Source organism: Maricaulis sp. (assembly GCF_017643475.1).
Classification (GTDB): Bacteria; Pseudomonadota; Alphaproteobacteria; order Caulobacterales; family Maricaulaceae; genus Maricaulis.
In genome coordinates, this window is sequence record NZ_JAEPNI010000001.1 from 864,218 (window position 1) to 879,467 (window position 15,250).

At 59.9% G+C, this 15,250-nt stretch carries 12 protein-coding genes; 8 read left to right on the forward strand and 4 right to left on the reverse strand.

Features of this window, described 5'->3' with window-relative positions; genetic code table 11:
- The first annotated feature begins 75 nt into the window (after positions 1 to 75).
- From JJ889_RS04100 to JJ889_RS04115, 4 genes are all read left to right on the forward strand, one after another.
- Positions 76 to 2,160, forward strand: coding sequence for a TonB-dependent receptor (locus tag JJ889_RS04100; RefSeq protein WP_291891699.1), 2,085 nt, complete (start codon positions 76 to 78; stop codon positions 2,158 to 2,160).
- Between the two features lie 139 nt (positions 2,161 to 2,299).
- Positions 2,300 to 2,920 carry an OmpW family outer membrane protein gene (locus JJ889_RS04105; RefSeq protein ID WP_291891700.1) on the forward strand — a complete coding sequence of 207 codons (621 nt, stop codon included), beginning with the start codon at positions 2,300 to 2,302 and terminating at the stop codon, positions 2,918 to 2,920.
- Positions 2,921 to 3,072: 152 nt separating this feature from the next.
- A complete protein-coding gene (locus JJ889_RS04110; protein WP_291891701.1) occupies positions 3,073 to 3,852 on the forward strand; it encodes a SapC family protein in 780 nt (259 codons plus the stop codon).
- A gap of 145 nt (positions 3,853 to 3,997) precedes the next feature.
- Positions 3,998 to 6,115: a protein-disulfide reductase DsbD domain-containing protein gene (locus JJ889_RS04115; RefSeq protein WP_291891702.1), complete on the forward strand. Its 2,118-nt coding sequence runs from the start codon at positions 3,998 to 4,000 to the stop codon at positions 6,113 to 6,115.
- On the opposite strand, the gene JJ889_RS04120 is transcribed toward JJ889_RS04115, so the two are convergent.
- Complete coding sequence (locus JJ889_RS04120; RefSeq protein ID WP_291891704.1) at positions 6,112 to 6,567, reverse strand: hypothetical protein; 456 nt, start codon at positions 6,565 to 6,567, stop codon at positions 6,112 to 6,114. The two genes, JJ889_RS04115 and JJ889_RS04120, sit on opposite strands and share 4 nt — an antisense overlap.
- Before the next feature lie 198 nt (positions 6,568 to 6,765).
- On the opposite strand from JJ889_RS04120, the gene hisS reads away from it, so the two are divergent.
- Positions 6,766 to 8,241, forward strand: coding sequence for a histidine--tRNA ligase (hisS, locus tag JJ889_RS04125; RefSeq protein ID WP_291891706.1), 1,476 nt, complete (start codon positions 6,766 to 6,768; stop codon positions 8,239 to 8,241).
- Between the two features lie 220 nt (positions 8,242 to 8,461).
- Here hisS and JJ889_RS04130 read toward each other — a convergent pair whose 3' ends face one another.
- Complete coding sequence (locus tag JJ889_RS04130; protein WP_291891708.1) at positions 8,462 to 9,577, reverse strand: hypothetical protein; 1,116 nt, start codon at positions 9,575 to 9,577, stop codon at positions 8,462 to 8,464.
- Positions 9,578 to 9,918: 341 nt separating this feature from the next.
- Between JJ889_RS04130 and JJ889_RS04135 the strand changes: the two genes are divergently transcribed.
- From JJ889_RS04135 to JJ889_RS04145, 3 genes are all read left to right on the forward strand, one after another.
- Positions 9,919 to 11,019: a glycoside hydrolase family 3 N-terminal domain-containing protein gene (locus JJ889_RS04135; RefSeq protein WP_291891710.1), complete on the forward strand. Its 1,101-nt coding sequence runs from the start codon at positions 9,919 to 9,921 to the stop codon at positions 11,017 to 11,019.
- Between the two features lie 160 nt (positions 11,020 to 11,179).
- Positions 11,180 to 11,335, forward strand: coding sequence for a helix-turn-helix transcriptional regulator (locus JJ889_RS04140; protein ID WP_291891712.1), 156 nt, complete (start codon positions 11,180 to 11,182; stop codon positions 11,333 to 11,335).
- Entirely contained in the window at positions 11,336 to 11,884 is a 549-nt protein-coding gene (locus JJ889_RS04145; RefSeq protein ID WP_291891713.1) for a hypothetical protein, read from the forward strand.
- A gap of 46 nt (positions 11,885 to 11,930) precedes the next feature.
- Here the strand turns inward: JJ889_RS04145 and JJ889_RS04150 are convergent, their stop codons facing one another.
- The gene (locus tag JJ889_RS04150; RefSeq protein WP_291891716.1) at positions 11,931 to 13,889 is read right to left on the reverse strand and encodes a S9 family peptidase; all 1,959 of its coding nucleotides are present in this window, start codon (positions 13,887 to 13,889) and stop codon (positions 11,931 to 11,933) included.
- 78 nt (positions 13,890 to 13,967) lie between these two features.
- Positions 13,968 to 15,134 carry an acyltransferase gene (locus tag JJ889_RS04155; protein WP_291891718.1) on the reverse strand — a complete coding sequence of 389 codons (1,167 nt, stop codon included), beginning with the start codon at positions 15,132 to 15,134 and terminating at the stop codon, positions 13,968 to 13,970.
- Between the last annotated feature and the right edge of the window lie 116 nt (positions 15,135 to 15,250).

Consider the following 15,250-nt stretch of genomic DNA (forward strand, 5'->3'; position numbering starts at 1 on the left):
TGTGTGTGCTTGTCAATGCCGTTGGTGTGACATTATAACGTCGCCAGTGTTACTAAATAACGTATCGGAATTGCTATGCGTACGCTCCTCCTCACGACCACCAGCCTGTTGCTGGCGGCTCCGGCGCTGGCTCAGGAAACTGAAGTCATCACCGTCACGTCCACCGTTCTGCAAACCGGTGCTGACGAGATCACTGGCTCCGTTGAAGTGATTGACCGCACTCACATCGAAGAGAACCTGTCAGGTTCCCTGGCTGACACCATTGCTCATGAGCCGGGTGTCTCCACGACCTTTTTCGGCCCGGCAGCAAGCCGTCCGGTTATTCGCGGTCTGGGTGCTGACCGTGTGCGTGTCCTCAATAATGGTGTTGGCCTGATTGATGCCTCGACCTCCAGTCCGGACCACGCCGTGGCCTCCGAGGCGCTGGAAGCCGAGCGTGTCGAAATCCTGCGCGGCCCGGCGGCAATCGCGTACGGCGGCGGTGCTATCGGTGGTGTCGTGAACGTCATCGACGGTCGCATCCCGGAGGAGCGTGTTGAAGACCGTCTCGAGGGGCGTTTCTATCTTGGCCACACCACGGTTGATAACGGCGAGACGGCTGCAGGTCAGATCCGTTTCAACGCCGGTTCCTTGGTCTTCAACCTGGAAATGATGACCCGTGACGCCGAGGATTATGACATCCCGGGCTTCTCCGAGAGTGCGCTTGCGCGTGCCCTCGAGGAAGAAGAGCACGAGGGTGATCACGAGGACGAGGATCACGAGGAAGAGGAAGAAGTCTTCGGCACCGTCGAGAACTCTGGCCTCGAATTCTCAACCGGTTCCGTGGGTGTGTCCTGGGTCGGCGAGAACGGCTTCATCGGTGTGTCCTACAAATCTACCGACGCGCTCTACGGCATTCCGGGTGGCCATGGTCACCACGAGGAAGAGCATGACGAGGATGAGGACGAGGATCATCACGACGAGGAAGAAGAACATCACGAGGAAGAGGGCGGTGTAGCCATCGATCTCATCCAGACTCGTTACGACCTGCGCGGCGAGTTCCGCAATGTTTCCGAGTTCATCAATCGCGTTCGTTTTTCCTTTGGCACGGCCGAGTACAAACATGTCGAGCTGGAAGGTGACGAAATCGGCACGCTGTTCAGCAATGAGGGCTGGGAAGGCCGTTTCGAAACGCGTTTTTCCACTATCGAACTTGGCGGTGGCAATCTTGACTCCGCCGCTGGCATTCAGGCCTTCTCCCGCGACTTCGTTGCGCAGGGCGAGGAAGCCTTTGTCCCGCCATCCCTGACTGAAGACTTCGGTCTCTTCCTGGTCGAGCGCTGGGATACAGGCGCCTGGGGTCTTGAGGGCGGACTTCGCCTGGAGAACCGCGATATCGAGACCGCCGGGACGTCTCGCAGCTTCGATACATTCTCGATCTCCGGTTCCGCCTTCTGGCGCCCGCAGGAAAACACCTTCCTGGCCGTAACACTGTCCTCCAACGAGCGTGCTCCGACGGATGTGGAGCTGTTCGCCGATGGTGAGCACATCGCCACCTCCACGGTCGAGAACGGTGACCCGGATCTGGACGTGGAAAGCGCTGTCTCGATCGAATTCACGGCCCGTACCGAGTTTGGCAGCTGGGCGTTTGAAGGCGCGGCTTTCCACGCCGAGTATGACGGTTTCATCGGTGCTTTCCCGACCGGTGAGGAAGAGGAAGAATTCCTGGTTGTTGAATACCGCCAGGAAGACGCCAGCCTCAGCGGCTTCGAGGGTCGTCTGGAAGGTCCCCTGGGTGAGTTTGCCGGCTGGAATCTGAGCGGTGAACTGACGGGCGAGTATGTCAACGCATCCATCGATGCGGGTGGTGACATGCCGCGCATCCCGCCGCTTTCCTTCACTGCAGGTGTGTCTGCCGAGATGGGTGTGCACCAGCTGCATGGTGAGGTCGTCTGGGCCGGGGAACAGGACAATGTCGCGGAATTCGAGCTTCCGACCGAGGGCTACACCTTGCTCAACGCTCGCTACTCTGTGACCCCGTTCGAAGATCGTGGCATGCGGATCATCCTGGAAGGCCGTAACCTGGCTGACGAGGAAGCGCGTTTGCACACGTCCTTCCTGAAAGATGCACTCCCGCTGCCGGGTCGCAATTTCCGTGCGGCTCTGGTGATGGATTTCTAACGTAAATCCAACGTATTACGCCTTGTGCGTCAGCCTGCTGCGCGGCAGGCTGACGCGCGGCGAAACGCGCAGTATCTCGCGCGGACTGGCAGGTCCACAAAGTCCCTATCTTTGCTGGGGACAAACAGGGGGCCTAGCCATGAAAAAGCTTCTCCTCGCCGCGACCGCTCTTGCCATGACCGCTGCTGCTCCGGCTTTTGCCGAGAGTGGCGACTGGCTGATCCGCCTGCGTGCAATCGACGTCATGCCGAATGAAGGCGCGAGCATCGATCCGATCGGCGGCGATGTGGATATCGACAACTCCATCGTGCCTGAACTCGACATCACCTATTTCTTCCAGGATCAGTGGGCTGTTGAACTCATTCTGGGTGTGACCCCACACGATGTCTCAGCGGTGGGCACAGCTGCCGACGATATCGACCTGGGTGAGGTAACGCTGCTGCCGCCCACGTTGACGGTGCAGTATCACTTCAATCCAGAAGGTACCGTTCGTCCTTATGCCGGCGCAGGCATCAATTACACGCATTTCTTCGACAAGAACCTGCCAAGTGGCAGCGCGTTGAGCACGATCGACTATGACGCCAGCCTCGCTCTCGCCGTTCAGGCAGGCATCGATTTCGACATGGGCAATGACTGGTTCTTCAACGTTGATGCGAAATACATCGATATCAACACGGACGTGACGATCGATGGCGCCATCACGGCGGATGTGGACATCGACCCGGTCATTATCGGCCTCGGTTTCGGTCGCCGGTTCTGATCACAGTTTTTCAACTCAGAAGAGAGCGCCAGGTGACTGAGTCGCCTGGCGTTTTCATTTTCAGTGGTTTTTGCGCCTGTTGTGCATGCCTGCATTGATGCTGGCGCGTCGATGGGCTATCAACCCCCAAACGTTTAATAGGGGTATCTACCATGGCTGACGCAGCGACCAACGAGCCGCGCCTCACCGGACAAGTTCCGCTCTACAAGGAAGTAGAGCCGCTTAATCGTCAAAAACACGCGACCTACGGCGTGAACGCGGTTTCCAGCCCGTTCAGCTTCCTCAAGGAATGGCATTTTGTGCCAGCCATCGCGGCCGAGTTCGCCGTTGCAAGCGGCAGCTATCCGATCGTCTTCCTTGGTGACAAGAAGATGCCGGTCGTTGTCATGGGCCTTCGCGCAGGTTCCAACCTGTTCGTGAATGATGGTCAGTTCGACACGGACCACTACGTTCCGGCCTATGTCCGCCGTTATCCGTTCGTCAGCGCGTCCAACCCGGGCGATCAGCCGTCCACGATCTGCATTGATGTTGGCGCCGACTTCGTCGTCACCGAGAATGCAGAGCGTCCGTTCTTCGACGAGAAGGGCGAGCCGACCGAATACACGCAGCAGGCTATCGACTATGTGTCCGCTTTCGAGCGCGACGCAAAGATCACCGAGGCTGTTGTTGAGCGTCTCACTGCTCTCGACCTGTTCGAGAAAAAAGAGATCAAGGTTGCCAACCCGCAAGATCCGGAAAATCCGGTCACGGTTGCTGACTATTTCGGCGTATCCCAGGAGAAGTTCAACGCTCTCAGCGACGACCAGATTGTCGAGCTTCACAAGAATGGTGACCTTGGTGTCATCACGGCTCATCTGATCTCTCTGCAGCGCTGGGACCGCATCATGCGCCGTGTTGCCACGGACATGCAGGCTCAGCCGCAAAACGCGTAAGTTCGCGTTTGACCTGAACGAGAAGCGGCCGCGCTATTTGCGCGGCCGTTTTGCGTTCTGCATCACCTTTCCGCGAGGCTGGTTCGACAGCGGGGTTTTTCCCTCTATATGAACCGCCGACACCACAAGGTTTCTGGGCGAGTAAATGCGATTTTTCCTGCTTCTTCTTTCGATTGCGGCTCTGTTCTCGACTGGCGCCCGGGCGTCGTCGTTGGAGCCTGACTGGATGCAGGCGGAAGAGATTATCGACGCCAGCCTGATTGCTGAACGTGCGGCGACGGCTCCCGGAGACAGTTTCAATATTGGTCTCCACCAGATCATTCCGGACGGTTGGCATACCTATTGGCGCAATCCCGGCGATTTCGGTCTGCCCATCGAGTTGGACTGGGATGTGCCGGAAGGTGTCGAGATCGGTGAGATCTACTGGCCCGCCCCGGAAGAGCTGCCGCTGGGCGACGGCGCCATCATGGATTACGGCTATCACGACGAAGTTGTGCTGGCCCTGCCGGTTCGAGTAGCCGAGAATTTCTCCGGTGAAAGCTTGACCCTCAATGTCGTCGCCGACTGGCAGGTCTGTGAAGAAGTCTGTGTCCCTGAAACCCGCGAGCTCTCCCTGACCATCGATGTGGGGCCGGAACCGTGGAATACAGAGGACGCCTTCTGGCTGATCCAGGCCGCTATCGAGGCGGAGCCCGCTGTTACCGATGCACTGTCCGGTGTCATGCAGCGCTTTGACGATCAGATCGTATTGATGCTGGAAGGTGCGTTTCTCGACGGTGAGTGGCGTGAGTTAACCTTCTTCCCCTTCGATGGCGCCCTGATCGCGCACGCCCTGGAGCCGCGGGTCCAGACCGACGACCAGGGACGTCTGAACCTCACCTACGAGGCCAGTTTCAAGATGGGGCCGGAGCTCAGCCTGCCGCAATCCGGCCTGCTGGCTGTCGAGCGCAACCTTGGCGGTGACTTCTGGGAACGCGAGGTCGTTGAATTCCAGTTTGGTGCTGGCGAAGTCGGGATTGTTCCCGAAACTCCTGTCCTGCCTGTGCCGGAACAGGCGATGGACGCCAACATGCTGACCATCCTGGTGTTTGCTTTTCTGGGCGGGCTGATCCTCAACCTGATGCCGTGTGTTTTCCCGGTTCTGTCGATCAAGGTGCTCAAATTTGTTGAGGTGGCGCATGCCGACGCTGCTCGCGTGCGCAGCTATGGCCTGCTTTTTCTGGCCGGCGTGGTGCTGAGTTTCGTTGTTCTCGCCGGTTTGCTGGTTGGGCTGCGGGAGTTCGGCCTGCCAGTGGCCTGGGGTTTCCAGCTGCAATTGCCGATCGTGGTGGCCGCTCTCGGACTGCTCTTCTTCACCATTGGTCTCAATCTGTTCGGCGTCTTCGAGATCGGTGGCTCCGTTCAGGGGCTGGGCGCAGGCCTCGCTGATGATGACGGTGCCAAGGGCGCTTTCTTCACCGGCGTGCTCGCGGTTGTGGTTGCTGCGCCCTGTGTCGGTCCCATGGCGGCCGGTGCGCTGGGGCTGGCCCTGACGCAGCCTGCCATCGTCGTTCTGGCTGTTGCCGCCATGATGGGTGTGGGCCTGGCTTTGCCGTTCGTCGTCCTGGCCTTTGCTCCACAATTGCTGCGTTACCTTCCCAAGCCGGGTGCCTGGATGGTGACGTTCAAGCAATTCCTGGCCTTCCCGATGTTCGCCTCCATGGTGTGGCTTGTCTGGGTCCTGTCGATCCAGGCCGGATCCATGGGCGTGCTCTGGTTCGGTATCGCAGTCCTGGCCCTGTCCTTTGGCATCTGGGCTGTGAAACAGTCTGCCGGTGTGTGGAAGCTGATCGGCGCGCTGGGATTTGCTGCCATGCTGGCGAGCGTCCTCGTCATCGCACGGCTGCCTGCTGCGACCAGCACCTCGACCGTGGCTGAGCACGAGCAGGTCTGGAGCGCTGATACCGTTGTAGAGGCGCAAATGGCCGGGCGCGCGGTCTTTGTCGATGTTACGGCGGCGTGGTGTGTGACCTGCCAGGTCAACAAGATGCGTGTGCTCAGTGACGGTGATGTGCAGGCGGCCTTCAACGCGGCGAATGTCGTGCAGATGAAGGCGGACTGGACCAATCGCGATGACGACATCACCCAGCTGATCTATTCCCACGGCCAGGCGGGCGTGCCGCTTTATCTCTTCTACCCGGCAGGTGGTGGAGAGGCTGTCGTGCTGCCGAATGTTCTGACGGAAACGGTTGTCCTGGATGCGATCCGCGCGGCGACGGGCTAGCCGTTCGAGCAGGACATTCCGCTGAGTTCCACGCCGGCATCATCGACGGCCGGAGCGATTTCCTCGGCATCACGCAGCAGGGCGGAAAGATTGCGATAGATCCGTGCCTGGTCGCCGGAACTATCCGCCTCGTTCAGCGCCTCCAGCCGATCCGCCGCATCTTCGGACATGCCCCGGAAAATGCACTGCAGGTCCTGCGGGCCGTCCGCCTGCGCGATTGCGCGCGACAGGCGCATGGCGTCGACGGAGAATTGTTCCAGCTCGAAATAGAACGGGTCTTCAATGTCCAGCGGCTGGGCAGGTGCTGCGGGCGTCGAGGCTGCGAGAACGGCGCGTTCGTCCGCCTGTTCACGCAAATCTGCAGCAAACTCGGAGAAATCCGTTCCCGGACCCGCAAGGGCCGAGGCGCTGAGACCGATGACAGACGCAATACTCAAAACCAGGCGACGCACTGACAACTCCACACGCTGGGACACCCTAATCGAGGGCATCTTGACTGAACGGGCTTGCAATCCGGTGAACGAAAGGCATTTTCCCGTGCTTACTGGTGAAAACACTGGTCTTCACCACCGCCTTGGATATTGAAAGAGGCGGACCCCTCCGACAAGCCGGATAATCATCCGGAGATGTGACATTCTGGAGAGCATCAGATGAGTGCCAAGAAAAGCTATCGCCCCAAAGCCCGCAAACCCCGCGGTTTTGAAGACCGCACCGGTGACGTGCTGAGGGCTGAACATCATCTGATCTCGAAGGCGAGCCAAGTCTATGATGACTGGGGTTTCGAGCCTCTGCAGACGCCAGCTTTCGAGTATGCCGAAGCGCTGGGCAAATTTCTGCCGGATGAGGAACGTCCCAATGAGGGCGTGTTTGCGCTGGAGGATGATGACGGCCAGTGGATGTCGCTGCGTTATGATCACACCGCGCCGCTGGCTCGATTTGTCGCCGAACACTATCAGGATCTCAACAAGCCTTATCGCCGTTATCAGGCGGGCGATGTCTGGCGCAATGAAAAGCCGGGTCCGGGGCGTTTCCGCCAGTTTGTCCAGTGCGATGCCGACACGGTCGGTTCCGCCAGTCCGGCTGCTGATGCGGAAATGATCGCGCTGGCGGCCGAAGTGATGAGTGCCGTTGGCCTCAACACCGGCGATTTCCTGGTCCGCGTCAATGATCGCCGCATCCTGGATGGTGTGCTGGAAACGATCGGTGCGGCGGATCCTGACCGTCGCATGCGGGTGCTGCGCGCAGCCGACAAGCTGGACCGTCTCGGCCGCGAAGGTGTCGCGCTGTTGCTGGGCGGGGGTCGCAAGGATGAGTCGGGTGATTTTACCGAGGGCGCAGGCCTGGATACGGCCGGCATCGACACGGTTCTCAACTTCCTGGATGCGGGCGGTGGCAGCCGCGGCGAAGTCATCGCGCGACTGGAAGGTCTGGTCAGCGGATCGGAAGCCGGGCGTGCCGGCGTTGCAGCACTGACCGAGATCGATGCGGTGCTCAGCGCCATTGGTGTTGGCAATGACCGGGCGGTTTTTGATCCGTCTGTCGTGCGCGGGCTGGGTTACTACACCGGGCCGGTCTACGAGGCTGAGTTGCTGGCAACGGCGCATTATGACGATGGCAATCCGATCCAGTTCGGCTCGGTTGGCGGTGGTGGTCGATATGACGACCTCGTCGCGCGTTTTACGGGGCAGGCGGTTCCGGCCACCGGTTTCTCCTTTGGGGTCAGCCGTTTTGCTGCAGCGCTGCGCGCGCTCGGGCGTGGCGGCATCGGAGACGAGCGTCCGCTGGTCGTGGTCGTTGCCGCAGAAAAGGGGCAGTCGGCGCAATACCTGGCCATGGCGCAGGAGCTGCGCGCGGCTGGCCTGCGTGCGGAAGCCTTTGTTGGCGGCGGCAATATGGGCAAGCAGATGAAGTATGCGGACCGTCGTGGTGCCTTTGCTGCGGTCATCGTCGGCTCGAACGAGCGCGAGGACGGCAAGGTCACGATCAAGGATCTCAAACTGGGTGCGCGCCTAGCTGCGGACATCGAGGACAACAAGCAGTGGCGCGAAGAACAGCCGGCCCAGATCACGGTGGACCGTGAGGGCTGGATCGCCGGCGTTCATGAGGTTGTATCCCGCTACAAGTAGGCGGAATACAAGTGCTTTTATCAACAGGCTAAGATTAAATTTCAGGGCGTTGGGGTTGACGTATACGTAATGCTCAGCCACGGTCGCGAACAGGACAGGGCCTGACCGTCCAGTCCTTGGCGTTTCGGGGAGGAGACGCCCTTTATCGACCAACCGTCAATTAAGGGGCTGGCGTTTGCCAGCCCCTCTTTTTTCCAGATTTTCCGGAATTTGCTTGTGACTAGTTGCCACCATCCAGGCGATCAGCTTCGAGCTGGTTGAGCCAGTTGGTCAGATCGTCACCCGTCTGTTCCTCGCCATCGACCCAGACCCGGCGATTGCCGTCACCGTCTTCCTCGATACGGACGCTGGCATCATCACCAAAACGTTCGCGAATGACGTTGCGGGCGCGTTCGGCGTGAACCCGCATGCGGCGGGCTTGCTCGCGGCGTTCTTCGGCATGGGCGCGACGTTCCTCAGCGTGAGCCCGACGTTCCTCGATGTGCGCCCGACGCTCTTCGGCGCGTTCACGCATTTCCTCGTGGCGCTCGCGACGCTCCTCTTCGCTTTCACGACGGTGCTCGCGATCAGCGCGACGACGGGCACGTTCGACTTCCCGACGCGTATGACGCAGGGCCCGTTCGCGCTCACGCTCTGCGTGACGCATCTCGCGGCTGGCCTCGCGCATCTCTTCACGCATCTCGCGGAATTCAAGGCGCATCTCCTCGCGGGCTTCGCGGAGTTCCTCGCGAACTTCTTCCTTTTCCTCGTCGGAAAGTTCGTCCCAGTCGCGGCCATCAACGGTGACATGGCCTTCATCGAGATTGGCTAACGCCTCTTCCATCGAGCGCAGGGCATCGGCATGAACCGCTTCGAAATTCATGGTTTCCAGCTCGCCGAGGTGAATCTCCATTTCGGCGAGTTCTTCGGCCATCTCCGCGAATTCAGCGTGATCGAAGTCGAACTCGAAATCACCATCAAAGCTGGCGACGATCGTGTGGTTGAGATTCTCAGCCAGGCCAGCCATGTGGGTGGCCATGGCATGGTGGTTTGCGAACTCCATATGGAAGCCGCGGCCGGAGCCTTCGACAACACGGACATCATCGCCGTCGATGACAACATATTCCGCATCGCCCAGCTCGATCCGCTCGCCATCGACTATGACCACGCCATCGTGGATCTCGACCGTCTGGCCGCCGATACGGATACGGGTATTCGTGGCACCGTCGGAAATGTGCAGGGTCTGGCTGCCATCGGAGCCGCGTACTTCAACTACAGGGTTAGCCGCGCCGTCTAGGGCGATGGCTGATGTTCCGGCCAGCAGCGCTGCTGCGCTGGCGAGAAGAAACTTTTTCATGGTCCGTCCCTCGTCTCTTGATGGGGACATATTCACGGACGCAACCTAACGCGCGCCGTTCCGGGCTCTAAATTTTTTGAAAGTTGGCAAATCGGTTGCCGAACCACGCTGCTGAGGATGCGCGCGTGTGAAGGCGGCCGGTGACGGAAGGGTAGTTCGTCACCGGCCTGGGGAATGGCTGTGTCTAATCGCAGAAGAAGAACAGCCAAGTCGGTCACTATAGCAAAACGGCTGCGTTAGCGCCTCACAAAAGATGACATTTCAGAAAGAATGACGCGCTTGTGCGTTGTTCGCCCTCACGTATTCTGTTGCTTGAACTTGTGTGTCCTGGAGAGAAGTAGATGGCGATCAACAGAAGACAATGGCTGGCAGGCGCTGCGGCCTGTTCGTTCGCCGGATCTGTTTCCCCCGCTTTGGCCCGGTCCGAACCCGGCCTGGAAGAGATGATCAGCCAGATGTTGCTACTGGGCTTCATCGGCTCTGGCCCGGACACGACCGGTGCCCAGCAGGTGGCCGAGCACCTGTCCAACCGCCGCGTGGGCGGAGTGCTGTTTCTACGTCACAATGTGCGATCGCGCGAAGGTGCCGAAGGCTCGGCAGCCCTGTTTCGTGAAGCCGACCCGGCGGCCTGGATGGCGATCGACCAGGAAGGCGGGCTGGTCCAGCGTCTCTCCCGTGATCTGGGTTACACCTCGATCCCGCGGGCGTCCCAGGTGGTTGAGGAATACGGGCTGGAAGGCGCTGAGGGGCTCTACGCCATTGGTGCCCGCGAGTTGAAGGCGGCCGGTTTCAACATGAATCTCGCCCCCGTGGCGGATGTGCATGAGGATGGAAACGCGGTCATTGGTCGCCACGGCCGCGCCTACGGAACAGATGGCGAGGCGATCAGCGCTTATGCCAGCCGGTTTATCGATGCCTTCAACTCAGAGGATGTGGCTTGCGTGATCAAGCATTTCCCGGGACATGGCCGCTCTCGCGGTGACAGCCATGACGGCTTTGTTGATATCACTGCGACCTGGAGCGAAAGCGAGCTCGATCCGTTTGCGCGGCTGATCGATAGCGGCCATGCCAAATTCGTGATGGGCGGACATCTCACTCACCAGGAGCTGGACCCGACCGGTGTGCCGGTGACCTTCTCCCGCCCGGTCCTGACTGGCATTCTGCGGGAACGCCTTGGCTATAAGGGCGTAATCATGACGGATGATCTGGATATGGGAGCGATCCGCTCGCACTATGATCAGCGTTCTGCCGTGATCCAGTCCATCCAGGCCGGCAATGACGTTATCATGATGTCCAACTCCGCCGCGCCGAACATGGACCTGCCGCAGCAGTTTGTAAGCTGGGTCATGCAGGCGATCGAAGCGGGTGACGTGCTGGAAGATGAGATCGTGCAATCCTATCAGCGCATCATGGCGGCGAAGGCCCGCTTCTCGCTCGACTAACAACCCGCCGACATTGAAAACGATCGAAATTCGACTGATTAGCGCTGGGGTTTCCTGATAATTCCCGAATATTCAGCTACTAGTCCTGGCAGGAATTCCAAAGACTGCGCTGTGTTCACCGGGTGTGGACACCGGACAAACAGTGTGAATTGGTCTGATCATGAAATTTGGTGACTATCTTCGACAATGCCGCGAGGCAAAGGGCTGGACCCAGCCAGAGGCCGCCCGCCACGCGGACATCGAACAATCCTATCTATCCAAGCTTGAGACGGGGCGTTCCTATCCATCCGAGGACGTCTATTCGCGGCTCGTGTAGGTGTTCGATATCGACACGTCCGAGCTGACGGAAAACATCACGGCGGCCGAGATCGAACGCCTACGGGAACTGGCCCAGGTTCGCGATGCGGTTCTGAGCCGGGAGAGCCGGGCGCTCAATCTGTCGCGTGGCTGGATGTTCGCGGGACTGGCGGGCCTGATGCTGTCCGCAGCATCTGCGGCAATCGTCATGACATCGCGTGACACCGAATACGCCGAGTATCATTATCGATCCCAGGGCGTGCTGGAACTCGCGGAAAGCCTGGACAGTTTCGCCATCGTCAATGACAGCGTCGCCCTGGAGGATGAAACGAGGCGGGCGCTCCAGAGCACCATGGTTGCGCGGCTGGACGAGGACTATCGCATCGTTGGCGACTTCCACGGTCGCAGCTATATCGAGGATGTGCCCGGCGGGCGGCGATATTTCGAGCTGGTGGATGATCGCATTGTCAGCCAGCCAACGCCGATGCGCTGGTTCATGATCCCCGCCCTGGTGTTCCTGGCCGGGGCGCTCGGCAGCTTCTTCATCAGCTTTCGCTGGAAACGCTGAGGCGAGACAGAAAAAAGGCCCGCTCGGTTGAGCGGGCCTTCTTGATTTACTCAGCGCTGCCGGACTGTCTCAGATATTCCTCCAGGAAGGTCAGATAGGCTTCGGACGCCGTGATGCGATTGGCGCGTCGGCGGAAGCCGTGGCCTTCATCCGGGAAGAGCACGTACTCAACCGGGACGCCATTGGCTCGAACAGCTTCGACGATCTCGTCGCTCTCGACCTGCAGGACGCGCGGGTCATTCGCGCCCTGAATGACCAGCATCGGGCGGACGATATTCTCGGTGTGGAAGAGCGGGGAAATGGCGCGGTGGCGGTCACCATCCACAGCAGGGTCACCCATTTCGTCATACAGCGCTTCGCGGAAACTCTCCCACCATGGCGGGATGCTTTCCAGTGTACGCACCCAGTTGGTGACACCGAAGATATTGATACCGACCTCGAATTCTTCCGGGTGGAAGGCCAGGGCCGCTGCGGTGATATAGCCGCCATAGGAACCACCGATCACACCGACCTGGTCGTCAGCAACCCAGTCCAGCGAGCGCAGATAATTGCCGGCAGCCACGATGTCACGCAGGTCTTCCTCGCCATGACGGCGGTCATCCATGTGGAAGAAGGTCTTTCCGTATCCCGAGGAGCCACGGTTGTTCGCGGCGTAGACCGCATAACCGTGATTGACCAGATGCTGGATGGTCGCGGAATAGCCGACACGGCTCTGTCCGCCCGGCCCACCATGGACCCACACGAGGGCGGGAACCGGATTGTCGGCGCTGGCATTGTGCGGGCGGTACATGATCCCGGGGATTTCCAGCCCGTCAAAACTCTCGAAACGCACCACGCTGGCTTCGACCATCTCGTCCTGGCGGATCGCCGGGTTGAGGGCGTTGGTCAGCTGGCTTTGCGCCTGCTCGGCCAGATCGACCATGTGAAGGTTTGACGGCGAGGTAGAGGAATTGATCAGGAAAGCGATCTGGCCCTCATCGCGGGAGAAGCGGACGCTGCGCAGCTCGCCGGCCGGAAGATCCGGCAAGGGCAGGGCTTCGCCGGTCTCGCGGTCGAGAATGCTCACCTGCGTGGAGGCATCCGCATTGATGCCATGCACACGATAACGCCCGGACGGGGAATAGCTGACAAAGGACACATCCCAGTCCGCCTCGATCAGGGGCGCGGTATCGCCGTTGGCCAGGTCATAGGTCCAGGCCTGGTTGAACTCGCCATGTTCATTAGTCGCGTAGACGAGCGCATCACTTTCCGGCGTGAAGGTATAGTCGCCATAGGCGATATTGCCTTCATGCTCGGTAATCAGCTGCGGCGTGGAGCCCGGTGCGGACAGGTCCAGTAACAGGATATCGCTGTCAGCCGAGGTGCGATTGCGCACGAGGGACAGCCAGCGGCCATCCGGGCTGACCGAACCGATCTGCAGGCTGTCATCATTCTGGAAGACCACGCCAGCTTCAAATGCCACCGTGTCGATCTCGTAGATGTCGAAGGACGCCGCGTCGCGCTCGTTAGTGGCGACCCACATGTCATTCCCGTCCGGCGACCAGCCGAGGAACATGGCGCGGACATTGTCGCCGGGCGTCAGGTCGACAAGGCGACCATCTTCCTCGCGCAGATAGATATGGCTGAGCTCGTCACCGCCACCATCGGCTGTCACCAGCAGACGATTGTCCTCCGGGAACCAGCTGACAGCGTAGGTCGCGTTGGTGGTGGATTCGGTGAGCTGCTCACGATCGCCTGTTGCAGGGTCGACGGCATAGGCGTTGAACACCCCGGTCTCGTCCGAGCTGATGAGGATGCGGCCATCCGTCGCCGAGAAAGCGTGACCTCCGCCGGAGGCCATGCCGAAAGACGTGGTTTCATGGAAGGTGGCGGCGTCGTGCGGAACCGTCTCCATTGATGTTGTCTCGGTCGCGGAGTTGGTGCCCCCGCCTTGTTCGGCCGGCGTGCAGGCACCCAGCGCCAGGATGATGGCGGTGGTGCAGGATGCCTTGGCTATTCGTCCCATGATCTACTCCCCGATTGAATCTGTCGGGAAGTTTACACGTGCGCGACGAAACCGGAAGGGCGTGTTTGGGGCCCTGACCTAGTCGTCCATCCGGACGCGTTGCATGAGGGCACGTCGTTTCCCTGACAGCCAGGAAAGAGACCCCTTTTCAAGACAGGAGAAGGTGAGGCCGGCGCAGATCAATGCCCCGCTGAATCCAAATACCCCGAACAGCAGATTATCCACTGGGCCGGAATGCCCGAGTGAGAATGCGGCAACCAACCATGCGGGCATGCCCAGCTGGGTGAAGATGGCCGCGAGAACCTCGAACGCCTTGGTTGCCACCAGATAGATAACGACGTGGCCGAGATAGAGGGCGTAGGACGCATCACCGAGATAGACGAGTTGTGAGGGAGCGCTCCAGCCCTTCTCCAGTTCCAGGCTGACGAGGCCGTAGAGGATGAACGCACTCGGTATGCCGAAAAGGACAACACGCGACCAGTTCAGCGAGATCTCGACCATGTCGTGGGTGAAGAAAAGCAGGCCGCCGACGAACACCGTCGTGCCGATGACGAACGCCGGCAGGGCGAGTGTGCGGATGCCCTTGGTCACCAGCAAGCCAATGGCCACTCCGAAGATAAATTCGAGCGTCAGTGGATGAAATGCGAGGCTCAGGATTCCGGTGGCGACCCGGTCGGTGCTCAGCCCCGCGGTCGCGCCGATGCATAGCACCACGCACCAGACACCAGCCAGGACAGGCAGCCAGGCACGCGGCGCGAGCATGAAGCCGGCAAAGATCGCGTAGAAGTACAACTCATGGATCAGCGTCCAGCCGACGACGATATAGGGCAGTTTTTCCTGAGGCCAGAGCAGGAATGACCGGACCAGGAAGCCCGCGGTCTGTTCCGCTTCTATGTTGTAGGATGCGGGCGTTAGTTGCCCGGTTCCTGCGACGATGATGACCAGAAAACAGGCGCAGAAGAACCACCAGAGGGGGTAGATGCGTGTCAGCCGAGCGATCAGGAAATCGAGGCTGGCGTACTTCCCGTGTGCAGTGTTCTGCGTGACATAAACCATGATGAAGCCCGAAATCACGAAGAACATGTCGACGCCGGCAAACCCGTTGCGGGTTGTTTCAAGTAGCGCGGAAATCTCCTCGCTGCCGTTATTGGTGATGCCGGCCTGTTCGTTCAGGAAAAGGTGATAGATCGCCACCAGCAGGGCAGCGACAGCGCGCAGCGCTTGGACAGTCGTCAGTTTGGTCACGCGATCGGCTCCACCATCTGCTCCCGGGAAGAAGCAGACCTCGTAACAACAAGAATTTGCCGGGCTATCATGACGCCACTTACAGGGCAAAAAGAAAAGGCCCGCTCGGTTGAGCG

Excerpts from the sequence above, each read along its gene's own strand:
- JJ889_RS04100 (WP_291891699.1), top strand. The coding sequence starts at position 76 with ATGCGTACGCTCCTCCTCACGACCACCAGCCTGTTGCTGGCGGCTCCG.
- JJ889_RS04105 (WP_291891700.1), top strand. The coding sequence starts at position 2,300 with ATGAAAAAGCTTCTCCTCGCCGCGACCGCTCTTGCCATGACCGCTGCT.
- JJ889_RS04110 (WP_291891701.1), top strand. The coding sequence starts at position 3,073 with ATGGCTGACGCAGCGACCAACGAGCCGCGCCTCACCGGACAAGTTCCG.
- JJ889_RS04115 (WP_291891702.1), top strand. The coding sequence starts at position 3,998 with ATGCGATTTTTCCTGCTTCTTCTTTCGATTGCGGCTCTGTTCTCGACT.
- hisS (WP_291891706.1), top strand. The coding sequence starts at position 6,766 with ATGAGTGCCAAGAAAAGCTATCGCCCCAAAGCCCGCAAACCCCGCGGT.
- JJ889_RS04130 (WP_291891708.1), bottom strand. The coding sequence starts at position 9,577 with ATGAAAAAGTTTCTTCTCGCCAGCGCAGCAGCGCTGCTGGCCGGAACA.
- JJ889_RS04135 (WP_291891710.1), top strand. The coding sequence starts at position 9,919 with ATGGCGATCAACAGAAGACAATGGCTGGCAGGCGCTGCGGCCTGTTCG.
- JJ889_RS04140 (WP_291891712.1), top strand. The coding sequence starts at position 11,180 with ATGAAATTTGGTGACTATCTTCGACAATGCCGCGAGGCAAAGGGCTGG.
- JJ889_RS04150 (WP_291891716.1), bottom strand. The coding sequence starts at position 13,889 with ATGGGACGAATAGCCAAGGCATCCTGCACCACCGCCATCATCCTGGCG.